Source organism: Methylobacterium sp. EM32 (genome assembly GCF_040593685.1).
Classification (GTDB): domain Bacteria; phylum Pseudomonadota; class Alphaproteobacteria; order Rhizobiales; family Beijerinckiaceae; genus Methylobacterium.
In genome coordinates, this window is the sequence record NZ_JBEXZS010000033.1 from 1 (window position 1) to 23,995 (window position 23,995).

Sequence of the window (23,995 nt, forward strand, 5' to 3'; positions counted from 1 at the left end):
CTCCCCCGCCGGCCGAGACGCCGGCCCCCTACGACCGCGACCTCCTGCGCCTGTCGGAGATCATCGGGGCGCTGAGCTTCCTGCGCGACTTGTGCGGCAACCCCGACGCGCCGGAATGGCCCGCCCGGATGAAATCCCTGCTCGATGCAGAGGGCACCAGCCAGGGCCGGCGCGACCGCCTCGCCGGAGCCTATAACCGCGGCTATGGCGGCTACGCCGTGACGTACCGGGTCTGCACCCCCTCGGCGGTCGAGGCCGCGACCCGCTACATCGCCGAGGGCGAGCGCCTGTCGGTCGCGCTCGCCGGACGGTTCGGCGGCTGACCGGCCCTCTGTTGCATGCACGCCACGCTGTGGCGTCCGTGTCGAAGAGGGAGGCATTCTCGTGGCGCCGTTAACCTCTTCGCAATTCCTTGCTGGCCCGCCGCCGGGCGAGGGCCTATGAATCGGGGCATCACACGAGGCCGCTGCGGATCCGAGACCGCCGTTCTCACCAGAGACCCGATCTCAAGGCTGTCGATGACCGAGTTCGAAACCCACGATCACCACCCCGCCCTCGAGTCCGATCAGGACGCGAAGCGCGCCGCCCTGAGCTACGTCTCGGAGGCCTTCGCGGAAGGCTGCCTGGATGGGATCGACGGCGACTGCATGGCCCAGGCCGCCCTGTTCGCGGCCTTCCAGGAGCTGGTCCAGACCTACGGCGAGGAGGCCACCGCCCGCTACGCCGAGGGCTTTCCCGAGCGGATCCGCGGCGGCACCTACACGGTGCGGCCGCTGGCTAAGCATTAACGGCGTCGCGGTCGTTCGTTAACGATCGGGACCCGCAGAGCCGCCCGTGCGTTCGCCGGGCATGACCTTCCACGATCCCGCTCCCGCCCGCACAGCCCGCCTCTGGCGCCCGCGCCGGGTCGTCATCACTGCGGCGGCGCGGGAGCACGCCCACGGGCGGGCGATCGCGGCCCGCGCCGAGGCCCTCGGGCTCGCCGTCGAGGCTCTGCCCGGCAATCGCCTCACCGGCCTGCGCCACCCCGATCCGCGCCGGGCCTATATCGAGGCCAAGAACACCCTCGCGGTGGTGGTCGCGCCGCCGACCAAGCTGAAGCTGCAGCCGATCCCGCCGAGCGCCGATTGGCGCGTCGACCTCGCCGAGGGCTGCCCGGCCCATTGCCAGTACTGCTACCTCGCCGGTTCGCTCTCCGGTCCCCCGGTGACCCGGGTCTACGCCAACCTGCCCGAGATCCTGGACAATCTGGCCGCTTACGTCGGACAGGGCGGCGTCACCTCGGCGAGCGCGGAGCGCGCGCATGAGGGCACGACCTTCGAGGCCTCGTGCTACACCGATCCCCTCGGCATCGAGCACCTGACCGGCTCGCTCTCGGCGGCGATCCGGCATTTCGGCGCCTGGGACGCCCCGGTGAGCTTGCGCGCCACCACCAAGTTCGCGGCGGTCGAGCCCCTGCTCGGCCTGGAGCACCGCCGCCGCACCCGGCTGCGCTTCTCGGTCACCGCAGCGTCGGCCGCCCGCTACGAGGGCGGTACCGCCCCGTTGCGCGACCGCCTCGCCGCGATGGGGGCTTTGGCCCGCGCCGGCTATCCCGTCGGGCTCACGGTCGCGCCGATCCTTCCCGTGCCGGACTGGCGGGACGCCTATGCCGACCTGTTCGCCCAGGCCGCCGACGTGCTCGACGGGGTGCGCGACCTCGACCTCACCGCGGAGCTCATCACCCACCGCTTCACCCCCGGCTCGAAGGAGGTGCTGACGGGCTGGTATCCGGGCTCCGACCTGCCGATGCGGGAGGACGAGCGCAGCCGCAAGCTCACCAAGTTCGGCTCGGTGAAGTACGTGATTCCGGCCGAGCTGATGCGGGAGATGCGGCAGAGCCTGACGCGGGACCTGGCGGAGCAGCTGCCGGCGGCGCGGGTGCTGTACTGGACGTGACTTTAGGACAATGCTGTGGATGACACCACTATCCTACCCGCGACCTCATCCTGAGGTGCTGCGCAGCAGCCTCGAAGGAGGGCTCCAGGGATCGTGCCGGCTTCTGGAGGCCTCCTTCGAGGCTCCTTTCAGTCGCACCTCAGGATGAGGTTATGGGTGGGAGATGAGATGGTGGATGGGAAGCGACGGACGAATCGGGCAAACACCTGACCCCGCGGCACGAGCCGCCTGGAGCCCTCAGCCATGACCGCCCGCTTCGCCCTGGTCGACGTGTTCCACGATGGCGCCTTCACCGGCAACCCGCTCGCGGTGGTGAGCGGGCCTGAGCCCGACACCGCGACGATGCAGGCGATGACGCGGTGGTTCAACCTGTCGGAGACGGTGTTCCTGCTGCCGCCGACCACTGCCGCCGCCGATTACCGGGCGCGCATCTTCACCCTCGCCCACGAGTTGCCCTTCGCCGGCCACCCGACGCTCGGCGCCTGCCACGCCTGGCTGGCCCTCGGCGGGACGCCGCGGCAGCCCGGGCGCGTGGTGCAGGAATGCGGGGCGGGCCTGGTTCCGATCCGGCAGGATTCCGACCGCCTCGCCTTCGCGGCGCCACCGCTCCTGCGCGCAGGGCCGGTGGACGAGACCACCTTGCGGGAGGTCGCAGCGGTGCTGCGAATCGCTCCTGAGGCGATCGTCGAGGCGCGCTGGGCCGATAACGGCCCGGGCTGGATCGGGGTGATGCTGGCCTCGGCCGAAGACGTGCTGGCAGTGGAGCCGGTGCGCCGCCAAGAGGGCCGGATCGATATCGGCCTCGTCGGGGCACATCCTTCCGACGCAGAGGTGGCCTGGGAGATCCGCACCCTGTTCAGCGACGGCGCCGGCGCCCTGGTCGAGGATCCGGTGACCGGCAGCTTCAACGCCGCCGTCGCCGGCTGGCTGCGCGAGACCGGCCGCGCCGCCGGTCCCTACATCGCCGCGCAGGGCACGCGGCTCGGCCGCCGCGGCCGGATCTTCGTCGATTACGACGGCGCAGACTGGGTCGGCGGGCGCACCCTCACGGTGGCGGAGGGGACGATCCCCCTCGACCTCGCTGCGATCGGGCCTCAGTTCGCGTAGGTGAACACCCCGTCGCGCCAGACGTAGAGCACGTAGCCGGGCGCCGTCACGTCGCCCTTCTGGTCGAAGCCGACATTGCCGAGCACCAGGGTGAACCGCTCGGCATGCAGGGTCTCGGCGATGGCCTTGGGGTCGGTGGACTTGGCGAAGTTGCCGGCCTCGACGAGGGCCTGGAGCGCGGCGTAGCCGTAGAGGGTGAAGCCGGCGGGATCGATCCCGTCGGCCTGCAGCGCCTTCACGGCGGCGGCGGCCTCGGGCTTGCGGCGCAGGTCCGGATTGAAGGTCATCAGCACGCCGTCGCTTGCCGGACCCGCCAGCGCCCCGAACTCCTTGGTGGCGATGCCCGAGGTGCCGAACCATTGCGGGCGGTAGCCGGCCTCCGCCGCCTTGCGCACCAGCTTGCCCATCTCCTGGTAGTGGCCGCCGTAATAGACCACCTCGATCCCCGTCCCCTGCAGGCGCTTGATCAGCGCGGCGTCGTCGGTCTGGCCGGGGACGATGGCCGCGAACAGGGTCTCGTTCTGGCCGATCTTGTTCAGGTTGGCCTTGGTCGATTCGGCGAGGTTCCGCGACAGCGGCGTGTCGTCGTAGAGGATCGCGATCTTCTTGTCGCGAAACCGCTCGGCCAGGATCGTGGCCGAGAGCCGGCCCTGGTCGTCCTCGCGGCCGGAGACCCGGAAGATGGTCGGCAGGCCGCGATCGGTCAGGCGCGCGGCGTTGGAGGCCGGGCTGATCATCACCGCGCCCGCCGCCGCGTAGACGTCGGAGGCGGCGAGCGAGGCGCTGGAGCAGACATGCCCGATCACCAGCCGCACGCCGGCGCGCACGAAGCGCTCGGCCACCGCCATCGCCTGGCCGGGGTCGCAGGCATCGTCCTGCACGTCGAGCACGATCGGCTCGCCACTGATGCCCCCGCGGGCATTGGCGTCCCGGACGGCAGCCTGCACGCCCTGGAGCACCTGCTCGCCGATGCCGGCGATCGCGCCGGTGCGCGGCACCGCGACCCCGACGGTCACGTCGGCGCGGGCGGCACCCGCCCCGGTCAGCAGCGCTCCGATCGCCAGCCACAGAGCGGCGACGGCCCTGGTGCGCGTCATCCCCGGCGCTCCCGCATCGTTCGAACCACTCCGTCCTCCGGCCTCGCTCGTCCGGCCGCTTAGCACGGCCGCCGCCCCCCTGTCCGCGCGGACCAGCGGGGGCGCCCGCTCTATCGGGCGCGAGCCCGCGGGGGCGCAAGGGGGGCGCGGCGCGTCAGGGTGCTGCGGCGAGCATAGCACGGACGCCCCGGCTGGAACGCCCGTCCGTCGCCGGATATGGAGGGATTCAGGGAGGAAATCGCGTGACGACACACGATGACGGCATCCGGGTCGCGGTGCTCGACGATTACCAGGGCGTGGCCGCGGGGCTCGCCGATTGGGGAGGCCTCGGCCCGGAGGTCGCGGTGGAGTTCTTCTCGGAACCGGTGCCGCGGGTGGACGCCGCGGCGCGGCTCGCGCCCTACACCGTGCTCTGCCTGATGCGCGAGCGCATGCCGCTCGACGCCGAGTTGATTGCAGCCCTGCCGAACTTGCGGCTCGTGGTGTTCACCGGCGGGCGCAACCCGTCGGTCGACGTTGCGGCGCTGACCGCCCGCGGCATCATGGTCTGCAACACCCGCAACGGCGAGGGCGGCATCGCCACCGCGGAACTCGCGATCGCGCTGATGCTGGCCTGTGCCCGCAACCTGAAGCGGGAATTCGCCAACATGGCGGCCGGGCGCTGGCAGGAGACCGTGGGCGAGGGTCTGGAGGGCCGCACCCTCGGGCTCCTCGGGCTCGGGCGCATCGGGGCCCGGGTCGCGGCGGTGGGCCGCGCGCTCGGCATGCGGGCGACGGCCTGGAGCCCCAACCTGACGCCGGAGCGGGCCGAGGCCGGCGGGGCGGCTCTCGTCACGCGCGAGGCCCTGTTCGCGCAGAGCGACGTCGTCAGTCTGCACATGGTGCTGGCGCCTTCGACCCGCGGCATCGTCGGCGAGGCCGAGATCGCCCGGATGCGAGAAGGCGCGATCCTGATCAACACCTCCCGCGGCCCGCTGATCGACGAGGCGGCTCTGGTGGCGGCGCTGAGCGAGGGCCGGATCCGGGCCGGGCTCGACGTGTTCGACCGCGAGCCCCTGCCCGCCGACCACCCCTTGCGCCGGCTGCCGAACGCGGTGCTGACCCCGCATCTCGGCTACGTCACGCAGAGCACGTTCCGGATGTTCTACGAGGACACCGTCGAGGCGATCGCGGCCTGGCGCCGGGGCGCACCGGTGCGGGTGGTGACGTCCTGACCCGAACCGGGCGGGCCGCTTGGCCCGCCCGATGCGACCTTACCGCACGCCAGCGTAGACCGAGGCGCCGGCCGAGACAGGCGCGGTGATGGTCGAGAACACGCTGAGCACCTTCTGGACCTCGGTGAAGGGCGCGTTCGAGACGTAGACGAGGTCGCGGTTGCGCATCCGGAACGCCTGGGACACGAACAGGCTGTTGGGGTCGCGCATGTTGATCCGGTAGACCACCGGCACGAAATTCGAGGTGAGCAGCGGGCTGTTCGGGCGGATGCGGCGCACCACCGAGGCCGGCTCGAACCGGAACAGGAACACGCCGGCCGGGTCGGCCTGCACGTCCGAGAGGCCGCGCGCCTTGGCGAGCGCCTGGGCAAGCGTGATGCCCTCGGCGGCGAAGGGGATCTCGGATTGCGCGCCGAGCGCGCCGACGGCCAGGAAGGTCTGGGGGTCGCGCACCAGGGTGAGGGTGTCGCCCGGGCGCAGGAAGATGTTCTCGCGCGGGTTGGAGACGATCGCGGTCAGCGGCACCGTCGCGGTGGTGGAGCCGCGCGACAGCCGCACGAAGGTCTCGGAGACCGGCGCGCGCACGCCGCCGGCGGAGGCGACCACGTCGAGCAGCCGGTCGCCCTTGGTGGAGAGCGGCAGGCGGGCGCCCGCCGTCACCTCGCCGGTCACCGTCACGGCGGTGCTGGTCGGCTGGACCACGGTGACGATCACCTGCGGCTCGATCGCCTTGCCGGCGAGCTCCTGCTCGATCTGGGCCTGCACGTCCTGGACGCGCTTGCCCGCCACCTGGATGCGGCCGGCATACGGCACCGTGATCGCACCGTCGCGGGTGACGACCTGGGGCGGGATGGTGGCCGATTTCGAGCCGGAGGAGAACCGGTCGACCGACAGGGTGCCGGAGAACAGGCCGCCGGTGCTGGCCTCGTAGATGGTCACCGCCACGGTGTCGCCGACGCCGATCACCGGCTCGACCGAGGGGCGGCGGTCGCCGAAGGAGGCGAGCAGGCTGTCGAGGGGACGGCCGCGCAGGGCCTCGACCACGGCGGCGTTGACGTCGACGATCTCGTAGCGGGCGAGCAGGCCCTGGTCGGTGGCGACGTCGGCGCCCGACGCGACCGCGCTGGCCGTCGGCCCGGCCGCCGGCAGGAAGTTGGAGCAGCCCGAGACCGCGAGCGCGGTGCAGAGGGCGATCGGGAGTGCGCGCATCGGCGAGAGTGCTCGTCCTTACCTTGAGAGTGGTCCCTAGCCCGAGTCGGGTCCCCTGTCCGTGGCCCCCGTGTCACAGTGCCTTCGGGAGCCCTCCCCCGGCGCCGCCTTCCCCGCTAGACACAGGCTCTGGAGACCGGCGCGCGGCCTTCGGCGTGTCGTATCAACACGACAAGAGTTACCAAATCGCGGCGTCAGGATGGCGCGACGCAGAACGATTGGCGCGGATGACAGGGCAGAGATGACCACACAGATCGGCTACACGCCGCCCGACGCCGCCGCACAGGATCCGGGGCCCGTGCGGCGGCGGCACGTCGTCTACCTGCCGGGCTACGATCCGGAATCGGGCAAGCGCTACCGGGCGCTGTTCGCCCGCGAATTCACGCGCTACGCCAAGCGCTTCGACATCGGCAGGAAGGCGATCACCCGCGCCGAGACGAGGCCGGACGGCCTGGTGCAGACCTGGACCGTGGAGACCGGGCAGCCCGGGCTCGAGACCCGCACCACCTACGAGGTGCTGTTGTGGGACGACCTCGTGCGGGCGGATTTCCGCCGGCCGCTGATCGCCTCGATGGCGTTGCTCACCGCCGGCATCCTTCACAGCCTCGTCACCGGCAAGCTGTTCCGGCTCTACGGCCTGAACTGGAAGTACGGCAACGTCATCCTCTATCCCTTCGGCATGACGCTGATCTTAGGGGGGCTCGCCGCCCTCCTCGGCACCGGCGTCGCGCGGCTCCTCGCCGGCTGGCTGCCGGGCCTCGCCGCCGGCGCCCTCGGGGCGCTCGCCGGGATCGGCCTCGTGCTGGCCGCCACCCCGCTCCTCGACCGGATTTTCCTGCGTCAGCTCATCAACGACTGGGTGTTCAACTGGCAGCACAGCAACGGCTGGCGCCCCGACTACGAGGCGCGGCTCTCCCTGTTCGCCGACCACGTCGCGGGAATCTGCCACGCGGGCGAGGTCGACGAGGTGCTGATCGTCGGTCATTCCTCGGGCGGCCTCACCGCCGCCGAGGTCGCCGCCCGGGTGCTGGAGCGGGATATTCCGGCGATGTCGCGCCTCTCGCTCCTCACCCTCGGAGCCGGGCTGCCCCTCGTCACCATCAACCCGCGGGCGCAGCCGGTGCGGGCCGACGTGATGCGCCTCGTCACGAGCGAGCGGCTGGTCTGGACCGACTACCAGGCGCCGCAGGACTGGATGAACTTCCCGGGCTTCAACCCCGCCCGCGACCTCGGCGAGACGCCGGCGGGCCCAGTGCGCAACCCGATGATCCGCTCGACGAAGTTCCGCGAGATCATCGTCCCGGACGTCTACCGGCGGATCTCGTTCCGGCCGTTCCGGATGCACTTCCAGTTCCTGATGGCCAACGACCTGCCGGGCGAGTACGACTTCTTCGCCCTGACGCTCGGGCCGCAGTCCCTGCGCGAGCGGGTGCTGCACCCTGAGATCGTCCCGCTGCGGCCCGAGGCCGCCCCCGAGCCGGTGCCGGTGCATCGGGAAATCTGAGCTTGGAAATCCGAGCGTGAGATCCGAGGAGGCCGCCCCTTGCCCGAAACTCCCGCGCCCATTTCCCTCGTGGTCACCGACGTCGACGGCACCCTCGTCACCGGCGACAAGCGGCTGACGGAGCGAGCGATCCGCGCCGTCGAAGCCCTGCGCGAGCGCGGCATCGCCTTCACGGTGGCATCGAGCCGCCCGCCGGTCGGCCTGCGCCCCCTGGTCGCGGCGCTCGGGCTCACCTTGCCGATGGGCGCCTTCAACGGCTCGACGGTGGTGCGGCCCGACCTCTCGCTCGTCGACGAGACGCTGATTCCGGAGCATGCCGCGCGGACGGCCGCCGCGCGGTTCGCCGCGGAGGGGATCGACCTCTGGGTCTTCGCGGACGGCGCGTGGCTCCTCACCGATCCGGACGGCCCCTATACCGACCTCGAGCGCCGCACCCTCCAGGCCGAGCCGCGCGTGGTCGATGACCCCGCCCCCCACCTCGCCCGCGCGGCGAAGCTCGTCGGCGTCTCCCGCGACCACGCCCGCCTCGCCGCCCTCGAACCGCGTCTCGCCGCCGAGATCGGCGACGGCGCGGCGGTCCACCGCTCGCAGGCCTACTATCTCGACGTCACCCCGCCCCACATCGACAAGGGCCACTTCGTGGCGCGCATCGCGGGTGAGCTGGGTGTGCCGCTCGGAGAGGTGGCGGTGCTCGGCGACATGGCGAACGACACCGCGATGTTTTCCCGCGCCGGCCTGTCGATCGCGATGGGCAACGCCAGCGACGCGGTGAAGCGGGCGGCGACGCAGGTGACGGGGACGAACGAGGCGGAGGGATTCGCGGAGGCGATCGAGCGGTTCGTGCTCCGGTGATGCGTCTCCGCGGCGGCTCAGGCGAGAGGCATCGGTGTTCGTCATCCCGCTCGGCTCATCCCACCCACGATCTCATCCTGAGGCGCGAGCGCAGCGAGCCTCGAAGGAGGTCTCCAGGGATCGCGAAACTTCTGGAACCCTCCTTCGAGGCTCGCTGCGCTCGCGCCTCAGGATGAGGTCGTGGGTGGGACAGATTGGTTTGCGGTGGTCGTAGCCCGCTCCTGAGCGAGCCCCCTACCCCGCCAAAGCTGCATCCACCTCCCGCGCGCGCCCCAACCCCCGCATCAGCTCGGCGAGGTGCGGACGCACCCGCAGCTGCTCGGCGTGGAGCCGGCGCACCGCCTCGGTCAGGCTGCCGTCATAGCCCAGCGCCTCGTCCGCGAAGGCGATCATCCGGGCATTGGGCCAGGCCTTCTTGCGCAGATCGTGGACCTTGGTGACGACCGCCTGCGCGTCCAGGTCCGGATGGGCCTGGCCGAGCAGCATCGTCATCGCGGCGGTGGAGCGGGAGATGCCGGCGTGGCAGTGAATCAGGAGGTGCGTCTTGCGCCGCGCGGTCTCGGCGGCGAGCTCCTCGCCGAAGCGCAGGATCGCCTCGACGTCCCGGCGCTCGGGCAGGATCTGGCCCTCGACCGGCTCGATGATGTCGTGGAAGCGCAACGTGGTACGGTGATGCGTGTCGTAGGTGCCGAAGGCCTCGGGCTCCGGCCAGGCCGGATCGAGGATCGACAGCACGTGGGTGACGCCGCGGGTCGAGTGGTGGCCCAGCTCCTCCAGGCCGCAGACCGTGTGCAGGGAGATCGGTTCGGGCTTCACGGTCGGGTCGCGCTCCGGCAAGGGGCGGGGCGCCGGGCGCCGCCGCGGGATTGTCTCGGGTTAGCATAGCCCTCACCCCCGCACGAGGGGTTTCCCGGGCGGCAGGGCGCCGGCCCCGGTGCGCTTTCGCGGAAAGCGCGCTACCTGTGGTCCCGTGGAATTTCTGGAACGGTGGGCATTCGCGCCGATGGGAAGAGCATGAAGCGTCGCGACATCCTGACGGCCGGCATCGGCCTCGCCGGCAGCGCCGCCGTGGCGGCCCCGGCCGTGGCGCAGGGCGCGCCCGAGCTGCGCTGGCGCCTGCACTCCGCCTTCCCGCGCAACCTCGACGCGCTCTACGGCGCCGCCGAGCTTTTCGCCCGCCTCGTCGCCGAGGCGACGGACAACCGCTTCCAGATCGAGGTCGCGGCGGCGCCCGCGGGCGAGTCCCCGGCTTTGCTCGACGCGGTCGGGGCCGGTACCCTGGAGATGGCCTACTCGGCCGCCTATTACGAGGCCGGCCGCGACCCGACCTACGCGCTCGCTACCGCGATTCCCTTCGGCCTCAACGCCCGCCAGCAGAATGCCTGGATGTTCCAGGGCGGGGCGCTTGACCTGTTCAACGAGATCTTTTCCAAGAACAAGCTCTACGCCCTGCCCGGCGGCAATACCGGCACCCAGATGGGCGGCTGGTTCCGGCGCGAGGTGAAGTCGGTCGCCGATTTGCAGGGCCTGCGCTTCCGCATCGCCGGCCTCGGCGCGCAGGTGCTCGCGCGGCTCGGCGTCGCGACCCAGACGACGCCGGGCGCCGACCTCTACGCCGCCTTGGAAGCCAAGACCCTCGACGCCGCCGAGTGGATCGGCCCCTACGACGACGAGAAGCTCGGCCTCAACAAGGTGGCGCCGTTCTACTACTATCCGGGCTTCTGGGAGGGCGGCGCGATGCTGCACTTCTGGTTCAACGCCCAGAAATGGGCCGAGCTGCCCAAGGCCTACCGGGCGATCGCGACCGCGGCGGCGGCGAGCGTCAACGGCGACCTGCAGGCCAAGTACGACGCGCGCAACCCGGCGGCGCTCCGGCGCCTCGTCGGCGGCGGCGCGCAGCTGCGCCCCTTCCCGCAGGAGGTGATGGAGGCCGCCCTCAAGGCGGCGAACGACTTCTATGCCGAGCTCGGCGCCAAGAACCCGGACTTCAAGCGCATCTACGACGCGCTGAAAAACTTCCGCAACGAGGAATATCTCTGGTTCCAGGTCGCCGAGTACACGTACGACAACTTCATGATCCGGGCCCGGGCCCGGGGATGAACCTGGAAGACTCAGAGCAGCGCGCCCCGATCGCACCGTGATCAAAGCCGTACTCTGAGAGCCTGTTCGACCGGTCGGCAGGATCTTATCCCACCCACGACCTCATCCTGAGGTGTCAGTCGATTGACAATCGGCTGACCTCGAAGGAGGCCTCCAAGGATCGCGCAGGCAAAAGGATCGCGCAGGCATCTGGAGGCCTCCTTCGAGGCTCCCTCCGGTCGCACCTCACAGCCTGTTTGAGTGGGCCGACCGTCTTGAAACCCTCGATGTCATCCCGGGGCCGCGCAGCGGAACCCGGGATCCATAACCGCTGACGGTGCAGGATGAAGCGAAATGCTGTCCGCCCTTTCAGGCTGCGTCAGCGGTTATGGATCCCGGGTTCTCGGCTTCGCCGAGCCCCGGGATGACGCAGAGAGATGTCGGCCTGTAGGCAGATCGATCGGCGCAACCGCTCAAACAGGCTCTCAGGATGAGGTCGTGGGTGGGATAGAAAGCGTCTCGCGACGCAGACCTCGCACGTCAAACAGGCTGTGCGACGGGCTCGTCGTCCGATCGGACGTTGGGTCGGCCCGCCAACGCTAGAGCACTTCACGATCGCGAAGCTCTCTAGCTCTTTGATTGTGTCGCATTTTCTTCGACGAACCAGTATCCACTTCGTCGGAGAATGCTCTGGTCCGCTCGGCGCGCGCCTATTCGGCGGCCTCCTCGCCCGGCAGGGTGCCGCGTCCCTCCTCGCGCATCAGCGCCCGCACCACGCTCGGCACCGCCTCCAGCGCGCCGGCGAGCGTCTCGTCGGCCACGAACAGGCTCTTGATCTCCGGGCTGGTGATGCAGACGAGGCCTTCCCCGCTCTCCTCGACCCGCAAAGTGAATTGCCGCATCGCTCGACCGCTCCCTCACGCTCGGCTCCGATCGCCCCGCGATGCACGAGGCGGGCCAGCACGTGGGAGGACAACGCGGAGCGCGGCCATTAGCTCCACCGGGCGCAGAGGAACGTCGACGGACTCTCTCGTCCGAGAGATGAGCCCAAGAAAAAAGGCCACCCTTGCGGGCGGCCCGAAGTCTAGGGAGGAAACGCCCAAGGAGGGCAACGGGATCGCGACGCCATCGCGCTCCCGCACTGCAATAACATAAGTGTGCGCTGCCGGATGGCAAGGCGTGATTATCGGCAGCGTTGCCGCTTTCGCGGGCATTTCCGGCCCGCCGCTGGACCGGGCTCCGCCACGGCCTAGTTCTCCGCCCGTGACGGGGGTGCGGGCGATGGCGATTCAGGCGGGGCGGATCCGGGTTCTGAAGGACGTGGAGCCGCGGGACGGCGCCTACGTGCTCTACCTGATGCAGCAGGGCATGCGCAGCCGCGACAACCCGGCCCTGGAATATGCGGTGGAGGAGGCCAACCGCCTCGGGCTGCCGGTGGTGGCGGGGTTCGGCCTCCTCGATGGCGGCGCCCATTTCCCCGAGGCCAATGCGCGCCACTACGCCTTCCTGCTCCAGGGGCTGGCCGATGCCAAGGCGGGCCTGGAGCGCCGCGGCATCGCCTTCGTGCTGCGCCGCGCCACCCCGGCCAAGGCAGCCCTGACTTTGGGCAGACAAGCCGCGATGCTGGTCCTCGACCGCGGCTACCTGACGATCCAGAAGAGCTGGTACGCCGAGATTGAGAAGAACTTCGACGGCCGCCTGGTTCAGGTCGAGGGCGACGTGGTGGTGCCGGTCGAGGTCGCGTCGGGCAAGCACGAATTCGCCGCCCGGACCCTGCGGCCGAAGCTGCACCGGATCTGGGAGCCCTATCTGGCGCCGCTGCGGGCGCGGAAGGTCAAGCATCCGGCCGACGACCTGGCCCTGAAGAGCGACATCGACGTCTCGGACCCCGACGCGGCGCTCGCCGCGATGACGCTCGACCGGGACGTGACGCCGGTGCGGCGCTTCCGCGGCGGCGAGACGGAGGCCTATCGCCGGTTGGAGGCCTACCTCGCCGGGCCGTTCGCCGATTACGGCACGGTGCGCAACCGGCCGGAAGCCGGCGCCGCCTCGCATCTGAGCCCCTACCTGCATTTCGGCCAGATCTCGCCGGTGGCGGCGGCCCTCAAGGTGCAGGCGGCCAAGACGGGCGGGCCGGAGGACCGGGCGGCGTTCCTGGAGGAGCTGATCGTCCGGCGCGAGCTGGCGATGAACCACGTCCACACCAATCCGGGCTACGACGCTTACGCCAAGGCGGTGCCGGACTGGGCCCGCAAGGCTTTGGCCGAGCACGAAAACGATCCCCGCCCGCACCTCTACGACGAGGAAACGCTGGCGCAGGGGCGTACTCACGACGAGTACTGGAATGCCGCGATGCGCGAGATGCGCGTCACCGGCTACATGCACAACCACCTGCGCATGTACTGGGGCAAGAAGATCCTCGAATGGTCGCCCTCGCCGGAAGAGGCCTTCAAGGTGACCTTAGCGCTCAACAACCGCTACTTCCTCGACGGGCGCGACGCGAATTCCTTCACCAACGTCGCCTGGCTGTTCGGTTTGCACGACCGGCCGTGGGGCCGGCGCAAGGTGTTCGGCACCGTGCGCTATCTCGGGCAGAACACCCTGAAGAAGTTCGACGCCAAGGCGTACCTGAAGGCGGTCGACGAGTTGTGCGCGGCGGAGGAGGAGTGAAGGCCGCGTCGCCTCGAACCGGCAGATGCGGACCGACTTGATCCTACCCACGACCTCAGGATGAGGTCGTGGAATGGAAAGCGTGACTCGGATCAGCAGCCTTGCACAGATCGGCCGGGGGCATCGACCGTCATGGCAACCTCGACCTCTATCACGCCGCCGCCCGCCGCTCCGGATACAGCCCGAGCAGCCCGTCCGGCGTCGCCTCCGCCACGCCGCGCTCGGTGATGATCCCGGTGACGAGCCGCGCCGGCGTCACGTCGAAGGCCGGGTTCGCCACCGGGCTGCCGGGCGAGACCACCGCTACGGTCGCGAAGGCGCCGTCGTCGGTGCGGCCGGTGAGGTGGGTCACCTCGCTTGCGTCGCGCTCCTCGATCGGGATGCCGGCGACGCCGTCGGTAAGCGTCCAGTCGATGGTCGAGAACGGCAGCGCGGCGTAGAACGGCACGCCGCAATCGCGGGCAGCCAGCGCCTTCAAGTAGGTGCCGATCTTGTTGCAGACGTCGCCGGTCGAGGTGGTGCGGTCCGAGCCGACGATGCAGAGATCGATCCTACCGTGCTGCATCAGGTGGCCGCCGGCATTGTCGGCGATCACCGTGTGCGGCACGCCGTGGGCGTTGAGCTCGTAGGCAGTGAGCGCCGCGCCCTGGTTGCGCGGCCGCGTCTCGTCGACCCAGACGTGGACGGGCAGGCCGGCATCGTGCGCGACGTAGATGGGCGCGAGCGCCGTGCCCCAGTCGACGGTGGCGAGCCAGCCGGCGTTGCAGTGGGTGAGCACGTTGACCGGCCCGGACTTCTTGGCGGCGATGTCCGCGATCAGCGCCGCGCCGTGCTCGCCGATCGCCCGGCAGCTCGCCACGTCCTCGTCGGCGATGCGGGCGGCCTCCGCGAAGGCGGCGGCCTCGCGCCCGGCCGGCGGGAGGGGCTGGAGCAGACCTGCGACCCGGTCGAGGGCCCAACGCAGGTTGATCGCGGTCGGCCGCGTCGCGGCGAGCCGGCCGCGCGCCCCGTCGAGGTTCCGGTCGGACGGGTCCTCGCGCATCGCCAGCGCCAGCCCATAGGCGGCGGTGGCGCCGATGAGCGGCGCGCCGCGCACGATCATCGTGCGGATCGCGACCGCCGCCTCCGCCTCGGTCCGGAGCGTCCTCGTCTCGAAGGCGAAGGGCAGGCGGGTCTGGTCGATCACGCAGATCCCCTCGCCGTCGGGCGCGGGGAAGATGGTGCGGTAGTGGCGGCCGTCGATCTTCATGGGGCCGGGTTTAGCACGAATGGCGTGGAGGGGGAGACCGGCACGGCGGGTTCAGCGCGTGTTGGCGCGCAGCCAAGCTGCCACCTCGGCCTCTCCGATCTCGCCCGCGGCGATGGACAACCACGTCCTTACGACGTCGGTCTCCGATGCAGCAACGCAAGGACCATTCAACTGTAGAAACATCGCCGCAACGACGAAAGAAACGCGCTTGTTGCCGTCAACGAAGGGGTGGTTGCGGGCGACACCGAAAGCGTAGGCTGCGGCCAGATCGAACAGATCCGTCGAGCCGTATGCGGCTTGCTGGCGTGGTCGAGCAAGCGCAGAATCGAGAAGAGCGCTGTCACGCAAGCCTGGAAGGCCGCCATGTTCCACGATTTGATCGGCATGGATCGCGAGAACGACATTTCGCGCGATCCAAATCGGCGCCGTCACGCCTTACTTCGCCAATTCCCGCAACGCGTTTCGATAGCGCTGCATCACATCGCGCGCGACTTCCATCTGAAGTTCTTCCGAAGGGTCCTGCAGCGTGATTTGATAACCGTCCGGAGTTTCCGTGAGATGGAGCGTCGACCCGTCTGTCAGAGCAAGACGCGTTCTCACGTCGTCTGGCAGCACGACCGCGAGGGTGTCGCCGATTGCTTTGACCTTCAACGCAACCAAGATAGCCTCCCGACTGCTGACCGTCGTCTGGTCGAAGTGGATATGCGGTTTCCTGGCAGCCTTGCAAGGGAGGGGTGAAGAGCCCACCCCTCCCTCATACTCTCAGAACCGCACCGCCCGCGCCCGCTTCACCTGCGGGATCGCCTCGATCGCCCGCAACAGGTCGGGCGAGACCGGCTCGTCGACGGCCGCAAAGCAGATCGCGTCGCCGCCCGGCCGGTCGCGACCGAGGTGGAAGGTGGCGACGTTGACGCCGGCCTCGCCCATCAGCGTGCCGAAGCGGCCGATGAAGCCGGGCTGGTCGGCGTTGCGGATGTAGAGCATGTGCGGCGCCACCGCGGCCTCGAGGGCGATGCCGCGGATCTCGACGAAGCGCGGGCGGCCGTCGCCGAACACCGTGCCGGCGGCGTCGCGGGGCATGTCCTCGGCCTCGACCGTGACGTGGAGGCGCGAGGCGTAGGGGCCCTCGACGGTGGTGCGGGTTGCGGTCTCGACCTGGATGCCGCGGGCGCGGGCCACCTCGATCGCCGAGACCATGTTGACGCCCTCCAGGAACGGCCGCAGCGCGCCGGTCACCGCGGCCGCGGTCAGCGCCCGGGTGTTCAGCTCCGCCGCCTCGCCCTCGTAGACGAGGCGGATGCCGCGGATCGGCGCCTCGGTGAGCTGGCCGAGGAACGAGCCGAGCTGCTCGGCGAGGCTCACGTAGGGCCGCAGGCGCGGCGCCTCCTCGGCGGAGATCGACGGGAAGTTGACCGCGTTGCGGATCGCGCCGTTCAGCAGGTAATCGGCCATCTGCTCGGCGACCTGGAGCGCCACGTTCTCCTGCGCCTCGGTGGTCGAGGCGCCGAGATGCGGCGTGCAGACCATGTTCGGGTGGCCGAACAGCACGTTGTCCTTGGCCGGCTCCTCCGTGAACACGTCGAAGGCCGCGCCCGCGACGTGGCCGGACTCGAGGGCCGCGCGCAAGGCCACCTCGTCGACGAGGCCACCGCGGGCGCAGTTGACGATGCGCACGCCGGGCTTCGTGCGCGCCAGCGCCTCGGCCGAGAGGATGTTGCGGGTCTTCTCCGTCAGCGGCACGTGCAGGGTGATGACGTCGGCCCGGCGCAGCAGCTCGTCGAGCTCGACCTTCTCGACGCCAAGGGCCACGGCCCGCTCGGGCGTCAGGAACGGATCGTAGGCGATCACCCGCATGCGCAGGCCGATGCCGCGATCGGCGACGATCGCCCCGATATTGCCGCAGCCGATGACGCCCAGGGTCTTGGCGGTGAGCTCGATGCCGAGGAAGCGATTCTTCTCCCAGCGCCCGGCCTGCGTCGAGGCGTCGGCCTGGGGGATCTGGCGGGCGAGCGACAGCATCAACGCGATGGCGTGCTCGGCGGTGGTGACCGCGTTGCCGTGCGGCGTGTTCATCACGATCACGCCGCGGGAGGTGGCGGCGGGCACGTCGATCGTGTCGACGCCGATGCCGGCCCGGCCGATCACGGTGAGGTTCGTTGCGCGCTCCAGCAGGGCGGCACTGACCTTCGTGGTCGAGCGGACGGCGAGGCCGTCATACGCGCCGATGGCGGCGGCCAGCGCCTCCTTGTCCTTGCCGAGCTCCGGGCGGAGATCGGCCTGGATGCCGCGCTCGCGGAAGATCGCGACGGCGGCGGGAGAGAGGGTGTCGGAGATCAGGACTTTTTTGGGCGTGGTGGTGGGCATGGCGGCCTCGAACGGGGGTCGCGCCATCGCCCCGCGGGGGAGCGGGTCGGCCGGGGCATCGGTTGCCCGCGCTGATCGCGACGTCACACGTCTCCGCTCGCGCCGACCTCACTAAGGAGGCGCGCTTCCCCTCTCCCGTGTGGGAGAGGGGTCAGGGGTGAGGGTGGCACGCTCCAGTGTAAGGCTGAGAGCGTCGTGCTGGCAGCGAAACGGTCCGGTTATTTTCGGCACCGTCTCCACCCTCACCCCTACCCCTCTCCCACACGGGAGAGGGGATCCCGCGCCCGCCTCATGGGCGTCCGCACGGACGGGAAATGTCGATCGACGCGTCTGTCGGGGAGCGAAGCCCAGCCGACGCCGGCTCCCGCTTTCGCGGGGCTCCGGCGCCGATCATGACAACGATGGGTGCTCAGGCCGCCTGGGTCAGGCGGGCCTTCTCCTGGGCGAAGGCCCAGTCGAGCCACGGGGTCAGGGCTTCGAGGTCCGAGGCCTCGACGGTGGCGCCGCACCAGATCCGCAGGCCCGGAGGGGCGTCGCGGTACGCGCCGATGTCGAAGGCGACGCCCTCGCGGTCGAGCGCCGTGGCGATGCCCTTGGCAACCGCGGCCACGGCCTCGGGGCCGCGCCCGACCACGTCGGGATCGCTCACCACCAGGCAGACGCTGGTGTTGGAGGCGGTCGCCGGGTCCTCGGCCAGGTTGGCGATCCAGGGGGTGCGGGCGACCCACTCGGCGATCACGCCGGCATTGCGGTCGGCGCGGGCCCGCAGGGCGGGCAGGCCGCCGAGCTGCTCGCCCCAGAGCAGCGCGTCGATGTAGTCCTCGACCGCCAGCATCGAGGGCGTGTTGATGGTCTCGCCCTGGAAGATGCCCTCGATCAGCTTTCCGCCCTTGGTCATGCGGAAGATCTTCGGCATCGGCCAGGCCGGGACGTAGCTCTCCAGCCGCGCGACGGCGCGGGGCGAGAGGATCAGCATCCCGTGCGCTGCCTCGCCGCCGAGCACCTTCTGCCAGGAGAAGGTGACGACATCGAGCTTGCCCCAGTCGAGATCCTGCGCGAAGGCCGCCGAGGTGGCGTCGCAGAGCGTCAGGCCCTCGCGGTCGGCGGCGATCCAGTCGGCATCCGGCACGCGCACGCCCGAGGTGGTGCCGTTCCAGGTGAACACCACGTCGCGGGTGCGGGTGTCGACGGTCGAGAGGTCGGGCAGGCGGCCGTAGGGCGCCTTGATCACGCGGGCATCGAGCTTGAGCTGCTTGACCGCGTCGGTGACCCAGGTCTCGCCGAAGGATTCCCAGGCGACCATGTCGACCGGGCGGGGGCCGAGCAGCGACCACATCGCCATCTCGACGGCGCCGGTGTCGGAGGCCGGCACGATGCCGATGCGGTAATCGGCCGGCACCTGCAGCACCGTGCGGGTGAGGTCGATGGCCTGCTTGAGCTTGGCCTTGCCGAGCTTCGCCCGGTGCGAGCGGCCGAGCGCCGCGTCGGAGAGGGCCTCGGGCGTCCAGCCGGGGCGCTTGGCGCAGGGTCCGGACGAGAAGAAGGGCGCGCGCGGGCGCGCCGTGGGGCGGGTCGTCATGCTGGTGTCCATCCTTCCAGATGGGCGCCTCTCGGTGGGGAGAGGTGTCCCGCCGTCTCGCATGCGCCAGCCCGAACGCGACGTCAACCCCGCGGAATCGGGTCGGCGCGGTGGGACGTCCGGTGCTCTGGCACGGACCGGTCGGCCCGGATAGGACGGGCACGAGACGCGGGTGAGACGGGGGTGACATGGACGAGTTCGGGCGCGCCCTGGGGCTGGCGGTCGCGATGATCCTGCGGGCGGATGCCGATCTCGTCGCCATCGTCGGCCTGTCGCTGCGCGTCAGCCTGACCGCGGCCGGGCTCGGCTTCGTCCTCGGCGCCCCCCTCGGGGCGCTGCTCGCCGCGGCGCGCTTTCCCGGCCGGGCTGCGCTCCTCGTCCTCGTCAACGCGCTGCTCGGCCTTCCGCCGGTGGTGGTGGGGCTGGTGCTCTACCTGCTCGTCTCGCGCTCGGGCCCGCTCGGGAGCCTCGGCCTCCTGTTCACCCCCGGCGCGATGGTGATCGCGCAAGGCGCGCTCGCCCTGCCGATCGTCGCGGCGCTCTCGCACCGCACCTGCGAGGCCCTGTGGGCGGAGTACGGCGACGCCCTCCGGGTCGACGGGGTCGGCACGGGGCACGCGGCCCTGATCCTGCTCGCGATGGCGCCCGCGCCCCTCGTCACCGCCTTCCTGGCGGCGTTCGGGCGGGCGATCGCCGAGGTCGGCGCGATCCTGATGGTGGGGGGCAACATCCGCGGCTACACCCGCACCATGACGACCAGCATCGCCCTGGAGACGAGCCGCGGCGACCTCGCGCTGGCGCTGGGTCTCGGGCTCGTCCTCGTCAGCCTGACCCTGGTGGTCAGCGCCGCCGCCTTCGGGATCAGCCGGGTGGCGGCTCTGCCCAGGGCGTGAGAGCGTGTTCGGCTGGTTAGTAGAATCTTGTCCCACCCACGACCTCATCCTGAGGTGCCGCGCAGCGGCCTCGAAGGAGGCCTCCAGACACCTCGGCGATCCCTGGAGGCCTCCTTCGAGGTCAGTCGATCGCAGATCGACTGACACCTCAGGATGAGGTCGTGAGTGGGATAGAAAAGCGTCTCGCGAAGCCATCCTCACCCGTCGAACAAGCTCCGGGACTACTGGCTCGGCATCGTCCCGGCCGGGAAGAACAGCTGCTCGCCGTTGATCTTGAACGAGGCGATCGCCGCCCGGCCGCGCTCCGAGGTCAGCCATTCGTGCCAGATCTTGGCGTCGGCGGCGTGGATCTGCGGATTCTTCGCCGGGTTCACCAGGATCGAGCCGTAGGGGTTGAACAGGGCGGGATCGCCCTGGACCAGGATCACGAGGGTCTGGCGGTTCTTGAAGCTTGCCCAGGTCGCCCGGTCGGTCAGGGTGTAGGCGTCCATCGCGGCGGCCGCGTTCAGGGTCGGGCCCATGCCCTGGCCGAGCTCGCGGTAGCTCGCGCCCAATCCCCGGGCCTCGATCCCGGCCTTCTTCCACAGCCGCAACTCGGTGCGGTTGGTGCCGCTGTCGTCGCCGCGGCTGGCGAAGGGCGCCTTGGCGCGGGCGATGCGGGCCAGCGCCTCGGTCGCGTCGCGCCCGCCCTTGAGGCCGGCCGGGTCGGCGGCGGGGCCGACGATCACGAAGTCGTTCGCCATCACGTCGCGGCGGTCGAGGCCGTGACCCTCGGCGACGAACGTGTCTTCGCCGGGGCGGTCGTGGACGAGAAGCGCGTCGGCATCGCCCTTGGCGCCGATGGCGAGCGCCTGGCCGGTGCCGACCGCGACGACGCGCACGCCGATGCCGGTCTCGCGCTGGAAGATCGGCAGCAGGTGGCCGAACAGGCCCGACTGCTCGGTGGAGGTGGTCGAGGCCAGGGTGATCGCCCGCTCCTGCGCGGCGGCGGGCCGGCCGAGGGCGGGCGCGACGGCGAGAAGCGCGAGGAGGACGAGGCGGCGCGGAATCAGGCGGCTCACGGACTTGGCTCCGGTGGTCATGTCCGTGCCAGCGATACCCCGCGCTGCGGGCCCGACGCCAGGGTGCATCGACCGGAGCGGGCTCAACCCTTCGTCGCGGGCCCCGCCGCCGCGAGGCTGTTGGCGATGGTGGCGAGCATCGCGGCGGCCCGGGCCGCGACCTCCGGCTCGTGCCCGTCCTCGACCAGGCGCCGCTTGGTCTCCATCACGGTCTCCACCGCCTCGACCAGGTCGTCCGCCGGGATCACGCCGCGCTCGACGAGGGCGAGCATCAGGCTCTCGACCAGCATCAGGGCGGCCTGGCCGGCGGCGGCCTGGTCCTCGCCCATCCCGTCCAGGTCCGTCCCGTCGTCAGCGGCCGGCATCGGCGCCACCCTTCCCCGTGTCCCCCGCTTCCGGCTCGCGCCCGCCGACGAATTCCGGGCGGCCGCGCTCGGACAGGTCGAGGAGCGGCCCGGCGATCCGCACCAGGGCGTCGAGGTCGCCGATCGTCACCCGGCGCCCCCGCATGGTGACGATGCCGTCCTCCCGGAACGCCCGCAGCACCCGGTTGACGTGCACGTTCGAGATGCCGAGGTGGTCGCCGATCTGCTCCTGGGTCATCGGCAGGTCGTAGGCCGTCGCGTCGGGCGGCAGCGTCCCCGAGCGGATCAGGCGGCCGCGCAATTCGACCAGCAGCATCGCCAGGCGCTCGTCGGCGCTGCCGCGGCCGAGCCCGACGACCCAGTTATGCAGCCGGCGCTCCTCCTCGATCACCTGCCACATGCAGCGGGTGGCGAGGTCGGAATCGCGCTCGTAGGCCTCGCGCAGGGTGCGATGGTCGACCTGCTCGACCAGCACTTCGGACAGGGCCTGCACCGCGTCGGGGCTGTGGGTGACGAACAGGCTCTTCACCGCGAAGAGGTCGCCGGGCAGGAAGATCAGGATGAACTGGCTGCGCCCGTCCTCCAGGGTGCGCAGGCGGCCGACCCAGCCCTTGCGCAGGCGGAAGATCGCGGTGTTCGGGCTGTCGGCCTCCACCAGCAGCCGGCCGGCCGGGTAGAGGCGGCCGGTGCCCTCCATCACCCGGTCGAGGGCCGCCTCGCCCCGGCGCAGCGCCTCCAGGATCTCGGGCCGGTGCAGCAGGTAGCGGGCGGAATCGGGCATGGCGGGCGGAAGGCGGGTCCGAGGGAGGCCTCGCGGGAGGCAGTGCGCGACGCGGGGCGTCGGGCGGCGGAAGCGGTCTAGGAAGGCCCGCCCCCTCGGACATTTACCTGGGTTGTCTTTTCGGCATCCAGCCTCCGCGTTCGCGGCCGATCATCGGCTCCGGTCGCGCGGCACGAGGTCGGCCACGAGGTCCGGGCGCCGCTCGCGGGTGAGGCGGGCCGATTCCGCCGCCCGCCAGCGGGCGATCGCCGCGTGGTTGCCGCCGGTCAGCACCTCCGGGATCTCCCGCCCCTCCCAGTCCCGCGGCCTCGTGTAATGCGGGTATTCGAGAGCGCCCCCCTCGAAGCTCTCCTCGACGCCGGAGGCGTGCTTGCCCATCGTGCCGGGCAGGAGGCGCACGCAGGCGTCGAGCAACACGAGCGCCGCCGGCTCGCCGCCCGACAGGACGTAGTCGCCGATCGAGACCTCCTCCAGGGCGCGGGCCCCGATCACCCGCTCGTCGACGCCCTCGAACCGGCCGCAGACCACGATGACGCCCGGCCCCTCGCTGAGCGCCCGGACCCTCGCTTGAGTGAGCGGCCGGCCGCGGGGGCTCATCAGCAGGCGTGGACGAGCATCGTCCGCGGGCGCCGCCGCGTCGATCGCCGCGGCCAGCACGTCGCAGCGCAGCACCATCCCGGCCCCGCCGCCGGCCGGCGTGTCGTCCACCGCCCGGTGCCGGCCGAGCCCGTGGTCGCGGATGTTGCGCGCCTCCAGGCTCCAGGCGCCCCGCGCCAGCGCGTCGCCGGCGAGGGAGAGCCCGAGATGGCCGGGGAACATCTCGGGATAGAGGGTCAGGATCGTGGCGCGCCAGGGCGAGAGGGGGGCGGTGGGGGAGGTCATGCGGGTTGATGGCCCCGGCGGGCCGGACCGGTCAACCGGGCGCCCGCCTCACCCGGCCCGGCTCGGCGCCAGCCAGGCGCCCGCGAAGCGGAAGACCGGCTCGCCGCGCTGGTTGGTGCCGCTCGCGGTGTGGCTGACGATGCCCCAGCCCGGCCGGGTGCGCGACGGCCGCGCCTCGGTCAGGGTGACGTCGTAGCGGATGACGTCGCCGGCATAGACGGGCTTCAGCCATTGCAGGTCGCGAAAACCCGGCGAGGGACCGCCCTCGACGATCGGCTCCCCGCGCTCCCGGGCCAGCGCCCGGCCGCGGTCGCGCGCCGCGACCATGCGCGTCATCCAGGCCGCCGCCGTGTGCCAGCCCGAGGCGCACAGGCCGCCGAAATGGGTCTCTTTCGCCGCCGCCTCGTCGACGTGGAAGGGCTGCGGGTCGAAGGCGCGGGCGAAGCGCAGGATGTCGTCGCGGGTGAAGAGATGCGCGCCGAGGTCGAAGGTCCGGTCGAGCGGCATGTCCTCCAGGTGGACCGAGGGCAGCGCCTCGCCCTCGGGCAGGTCGGCGGGGGCCGGCGCCTCCGGCGGGCGCGGCCGGGGCGGCAGCGGCGGCGTGCCGGCCTTGCCGAACATCGCCCAGAAATCCTGGGTCATCACCGGCTGGCCGGCGCCGTTCGCGATCTCGAGCAGGAAGCGCACGAAGCCCCGGTCGGGCTTGCTGTTGGAGGGCCGGCTCTCGGTGACGCTCATGCGCATCGACAGGGCGTCGCCGGGGCGGACCGGGCGCAGCCAGCGCACCGCCTCGATGCCGGGCGAGCCCATCGAGCTCGATTGCAGGATGAAGCCGTCGGCGACGAGCCGCATGCCGAGCGCGCAGGTGTGCCAGCCCGACGCGATCAGCCCGCCGACGAAGCTGTCCTTCGCCGCCGCCTCGTCGGTGTGGAAGGCCTGCGGGTCGAATTCGCGGGCGAAGCCCACGATGTCGTCGCGGGAGACCTCCAGCGGCCCGAAATCGAGCCGGAGACCGGGCGTGAGGTCCTCGAAGCAGTAGCGGGGCATGGGCGCGTCCGGCGGCGGTGACGGGCCGCCGGGCTAGCACGGCGAAGGTCTCACGCGAAAGCGCCCGCGAGACGAAGGGCCCGTCGAGGCCACCGGCCGGGGTT

The 23,995-nt window shown here is 71.1% G+C and carries 24 protein-coding genes; 10 read left to right on the top strand and 14 right to left on the bottom strand.

Going from position 1 to position 23,995, the window contains the following annotated elements; genetic code table 11:
- The 4 genes from ABZT49_RS05010 to ABZT49_RS05025 form a co-directional block, all read left to right on the top strand.
- Positions 1 to 323: TIGR02301 family protein (locus tag ABZT49_RS05010; RefSeq protein WP_355283833.1), on the top strand; the 323-nt coding region annotated here is incomplete at its 5' end.
- A 195-nt stretch (positions 324 to 518) separates the two neighbouring features.
- Positions 519 to 788, top strand: a complete 270-nt coding sequence (locus ABZT49_RS05015) for a hypothetical protein (protein ID WP_355283835.1) — start codon at positions 519 to 521, stop codon at positions 786 to 788.
- Between the two features lie 61 nt (positions 789 to 849).
- Positions 850 to 1,938, top strand: coding sequence for a radical SAM protein (locus ABZT49_RS05020; protein WP_355284010.1), 1,089 nt, complete (start codon positions 850 to 852; stop codon positions 1,936 to 1,938).
- Positions 1,939 to 2,181: 243 nt separating this feature from the next.
- Entirely contained in the window at positions 2,182 to 3,045 is an 864-nt protein-coding gene (locus tag ABZT49_RS05025; protein WP_355283837.1) for a PhzF family phenazine biosynthesis protein, read from the top strand.
- On the opposite strand, the gene ABZT49_RS05030 is transcribed toward ABZT49_RS05025, so the two are convergent.
- Positions 3,033 to 4,142, bottom strand: a complete 1,110-nt coding sequence (locus ABZT49_RS05030; RefSeq protein WP_355283839.1) for a branched-chain amino acid ABC transporter substrate-binding protein — start codon at positions 4,140 to 4,142, stop codon at positions 3,033 to 3,035. The two genes, ABZT49_RS05025 and ABZT49_RS05030, sit on opposite strands and share 13 nt — an antisense overlap.
- Before the next feature lie 242 nt (positions 4,143 to 4,384).
- On the opposite strand from ABZT49_RS05030, the gene ABZT49_RS05035 reads away from it, so the two are divergent.
- A complete protein-coding gene (locus ABZT49_RS05035; protein ID WP_355283842.1) occupies positions 4,385 to 5,356 on the top strand; it encodes a D-2-hydroxyacid dehydrogenase family protein in 972 nt (323 codons plus the stop codon).
- A gap of 39 nt (positions 5,357 to 5,395) precedes the next feature.
- Here ABZT49_RS05035 and ABZT49_RS05040 read toward each other — a convergent pair whose 3' ends face one another.
- Positions 5,396 to 6,565 (bottom strand): polysaccharide biosynthesis/export family protein, encoded by a 1,170-nt coding sequence (locus tag ABZT49_RS05040; protein WP_355283844.1) that lies wholly within the window; start codon positions 6,563 to 6,565, stop codon positions 5,396 to 5,398.
- Positions 6,566 to 6,806: 241 nt separating this feature from the next.
- On the opposite strand from ABZT49_RS05040, the gene ABZT49_RS05045 reads away from it, so the two are divergent.
- Both ABZT49_RS05045 and ABZT49_RS05050 read left to right on the top strand, forming a co-directional pair.
- Positions 6,807 to 8,069: an alpha/beta hydrolase gene (locus ABZT49_RS05045; RefSeq protein WP_355283847.1), complete on the top strand. Its 1,263-nt coding sequence runs from the start codon at positions 6,807 to 6,809 to the stop codon at positions 8,067 to 8,069.
- A 39-nt stretch (positions 8,070 to 8,108) separates the two neighbouring features.
- Complete coding sequence (locus ABZT49_RS05050; RefSeq protein WP_355283850.1) at positions 8,109 to 8,921, top strand: Cof-type HAD-IIB family hydrolase; 813 nt, start codon at positions 8,109 to 8,111, stop codon at positions 8,919 to 8,921.
- Positions 8,922 to 9,155: 234 nt separating this feature from the next.
- Here ABZT49_RS05050 and ABZT49_RS05055 read toward each other — a convergent pair whose 3' ends face one another.
- Entirely contained in the window at positions 9,156 to 9,737 is a 582-nt protein-coding gene (locus ABZT49_RS05055) for a protein-tyrosine phosphatase family protein (protein ID WP_355283852.1), read from the bottom strand.
- A 198-nt stretch (positions 9,738 to 9,935) separates the two neighbouring features.
- On the opposite strand from ABZT49_RS05055, the gene ABZT49_RS05060 reads away from it, so the two are divergent.
- Positions 9,936 to 11,021 (top strand): ABC transporter substrate-binding protein, encoded by a 1,086-nt coding sequence (locus ABZT49_RS05060; RefSeq protein ID WP_355283855.1) that lies wholly within the window; start codon positions 9,936 to 9,938, stop codon positions 11,019 to 11,021.
- A 689-nt stretch (positions 11,022 to 11,710) separates the two neighbouring features.
- Here ABZT49_RS05060 and ABZT49_RS05065 read toward each other — a convergent pair.
- Positions 11,711 to 11,902, bottom strand: coding sequence for a hypothetical protein (locus tag ABZT49_RS05065; RefSeq protein ID WP_048429329.1), 192 nt, complete (start codon positions 11,900 to 11,902; stop codon positions 11,711 to 11,713).
- Between the two features lie 379 nt (positions 11,903 to 12,281).
- Here ABZT49_RS05065 and ABZT49_RS05070 point away from each other — a divergent pair, with 379 nt between their 5' ends.
- Positions 12,282 to 13,670: a deoxyribodipyrimidine photo-lyase gene (locus tag ABZT49_RS05070; protein ID WP_355283858.1), complete on the top strand. Its 1,389-nt coding sequence runs from the start codon at positions 12,282 to 12,284 to the stop codon at positions 13,668 to 13,670.
- A gap of 151 nt (positions 13,671 to 13,821) precedes the next feature.
- Here ABZT49_RS05070 and mtnA read toward each other — a convergent pair whose 3' ends face one another.
- The 5 genes from mtnA to ABZT49_RS05095 form a co-directional block, all read right to left on the bottom strand.
- The gene (mtnA, locus tag ABZT49_RS05075) at positions 13,822 to 14,919 is read right to left on the bottom strand and encodes an S-methyl-5-thioribose-1-phosphate isomerase (RefSeq protein ID WP_355283861.1); all 1,098 of its coding nucleotides are present in this window, start codon (positions 14,917 to 14,919) and stop codon (positions 13,822 to 13,824) included.
- A 51-nt stretch (positions 14,920 to 14,970) separates the two neighbouring features.
- Positions 14,971 to 15,351, bottom strand: coding sequence for a type II toxin-antitoxin system death-on-curing family toxin (locus ABZT49_RS05080; RefSeq protein WP_355283863.1), 381 nt, complete (start codon positions 15,349 to 15,351; stop codon positions 14,971 to 14,973).
- 3 nt (positions 15,352 to 15,354) lie between these two features.
- Complete coding sequence (locus tag ABZT49_RS05085) at positions 15,355 to 15,579, bottom strand: AbrB/MazE/SpoVT family DNA-binding domain-containing protein (protein ID WP_355283865.1); 225 nt, start codon at positions 15,577 to 15,579, stop codon at positions 15,355 to 15,357.
- A gap of 102 nt (positions 15,580 to 15,681) precedes the next feature.
- A complete protein-coding gene (gene serA, locus ABZT49_RS05090) occupies positions 15,682 to 17,283 on the bottom strand; it encodes a phosphoglycerate dehydrogenase (RefSeq protein ID WP_355283867.1) in 1,602 nt (533 codons plus the stop codon).
- Positions 17,284 to 17,692: 409 nt separating this feature from the next.
- Positions 17,693 to 18,862 (bottom strand): phosphoserine transaminase, encoded by a 1,170-nt coding sequence (locus ABZT49_RS05095; RefSeq protein WP_355283869.1) that lies wholly within the window; start codon positions 18,860 to 18,862, stop codon positions 17,693 to 17,695.
- Between the two features lie 188 nt (positions 18,863 to 19,050).
- Here ABZT49_RS05095 and ABZT49_RS05100 point away from each other — a divergent pair, with 188 nt between their 5' ends.
- On the top strand, positions 19,051 to 19,755 hold the full coding sequence (locus tag ABZT49_RS05100) for an ABC transporter permease (protein ID WP_355283871.1): 705 nt from the start codon (positions 19,051 to 19,053) through the stop codon (positions 19,753 to 19,755).
- A gap of 221 nt (positions 19,756 to 19,976) precedes the next feature.
- Here the strand turns inward: ABZT49_RS05100 and ABZT49_RS05105 are convergent, their stop codons facing one another.
- From ABZT49_RS05105 to ABZT49_RS05125, 5 genes are all read right to left on the bottom strand, one after another.
- A complete protein-coding gene (locus tag ABZT49_RS05105) occupies positions 19,977 to 20,837 on the bottom strand; it encodes a substrate-binding domain-containing protein (protein ID WP_407943443.1) in 861 nt (286 codons plus the stop codon).
- Between the two features lie 62 nt (positions 20,838 to 20,899).
- Entirely contained in the window at positions 20,900 to 21,181 is a 282-nt protein-coding gene (locus ABZT49_RS05110) for a hypothetical protein (protein ID WP_355283874.1), read from the bottom strand.
- Positions 21,168 to 21,962 carry a Crp/Fnr family transcriptional regulator gene (locus ABZT49_RS05115; protein ID WP_355283877.1) on the bottom strand — a complete coding sequence of 265 codons (795 nt, stop codon included), beginning with the start codon at positions 21,960 to 21,962 and terminating at the stop codon, positions 21,168 to 21,170. The genes ABZT49_RS05110 and ABZT49_RS05115 overlap by 14 nt, the downstream gene beginning before the upstream one ends.
- A 150-nt stretch (positions 21,963 to 22,112) precedes the next feature.
- A complete protein-coding gene (gene trmD / locus ABZT49_RS05120) occupies positions 22,113 to 22,844 on the bottom strand; it encodes a tRNA (guanosine(37)-N1)-methyltransferase TrmD (RefSeq protein ID WP_355283879.1) in 732 nt (243 codons plus the stop codon).
- Between the two features lie 48 nt (positions 22,845 to 22,892).
- Positions 22,893 to 23,891 carry a MaoC family dehydratase gene (locus ABZT49_RS05125; protein ID WP_355283882.1) on the bottom strand — a complete coding sequence of 333 codons (999 nt, stop codon included), beginning with the start codon at positions 23,889 to 23,891 and terminating at the stop codon, positions 22,893 to 22,895.
- Between the last annotated feature and the right edge of the window lie 104 nt (positions 23,892 to 23,995).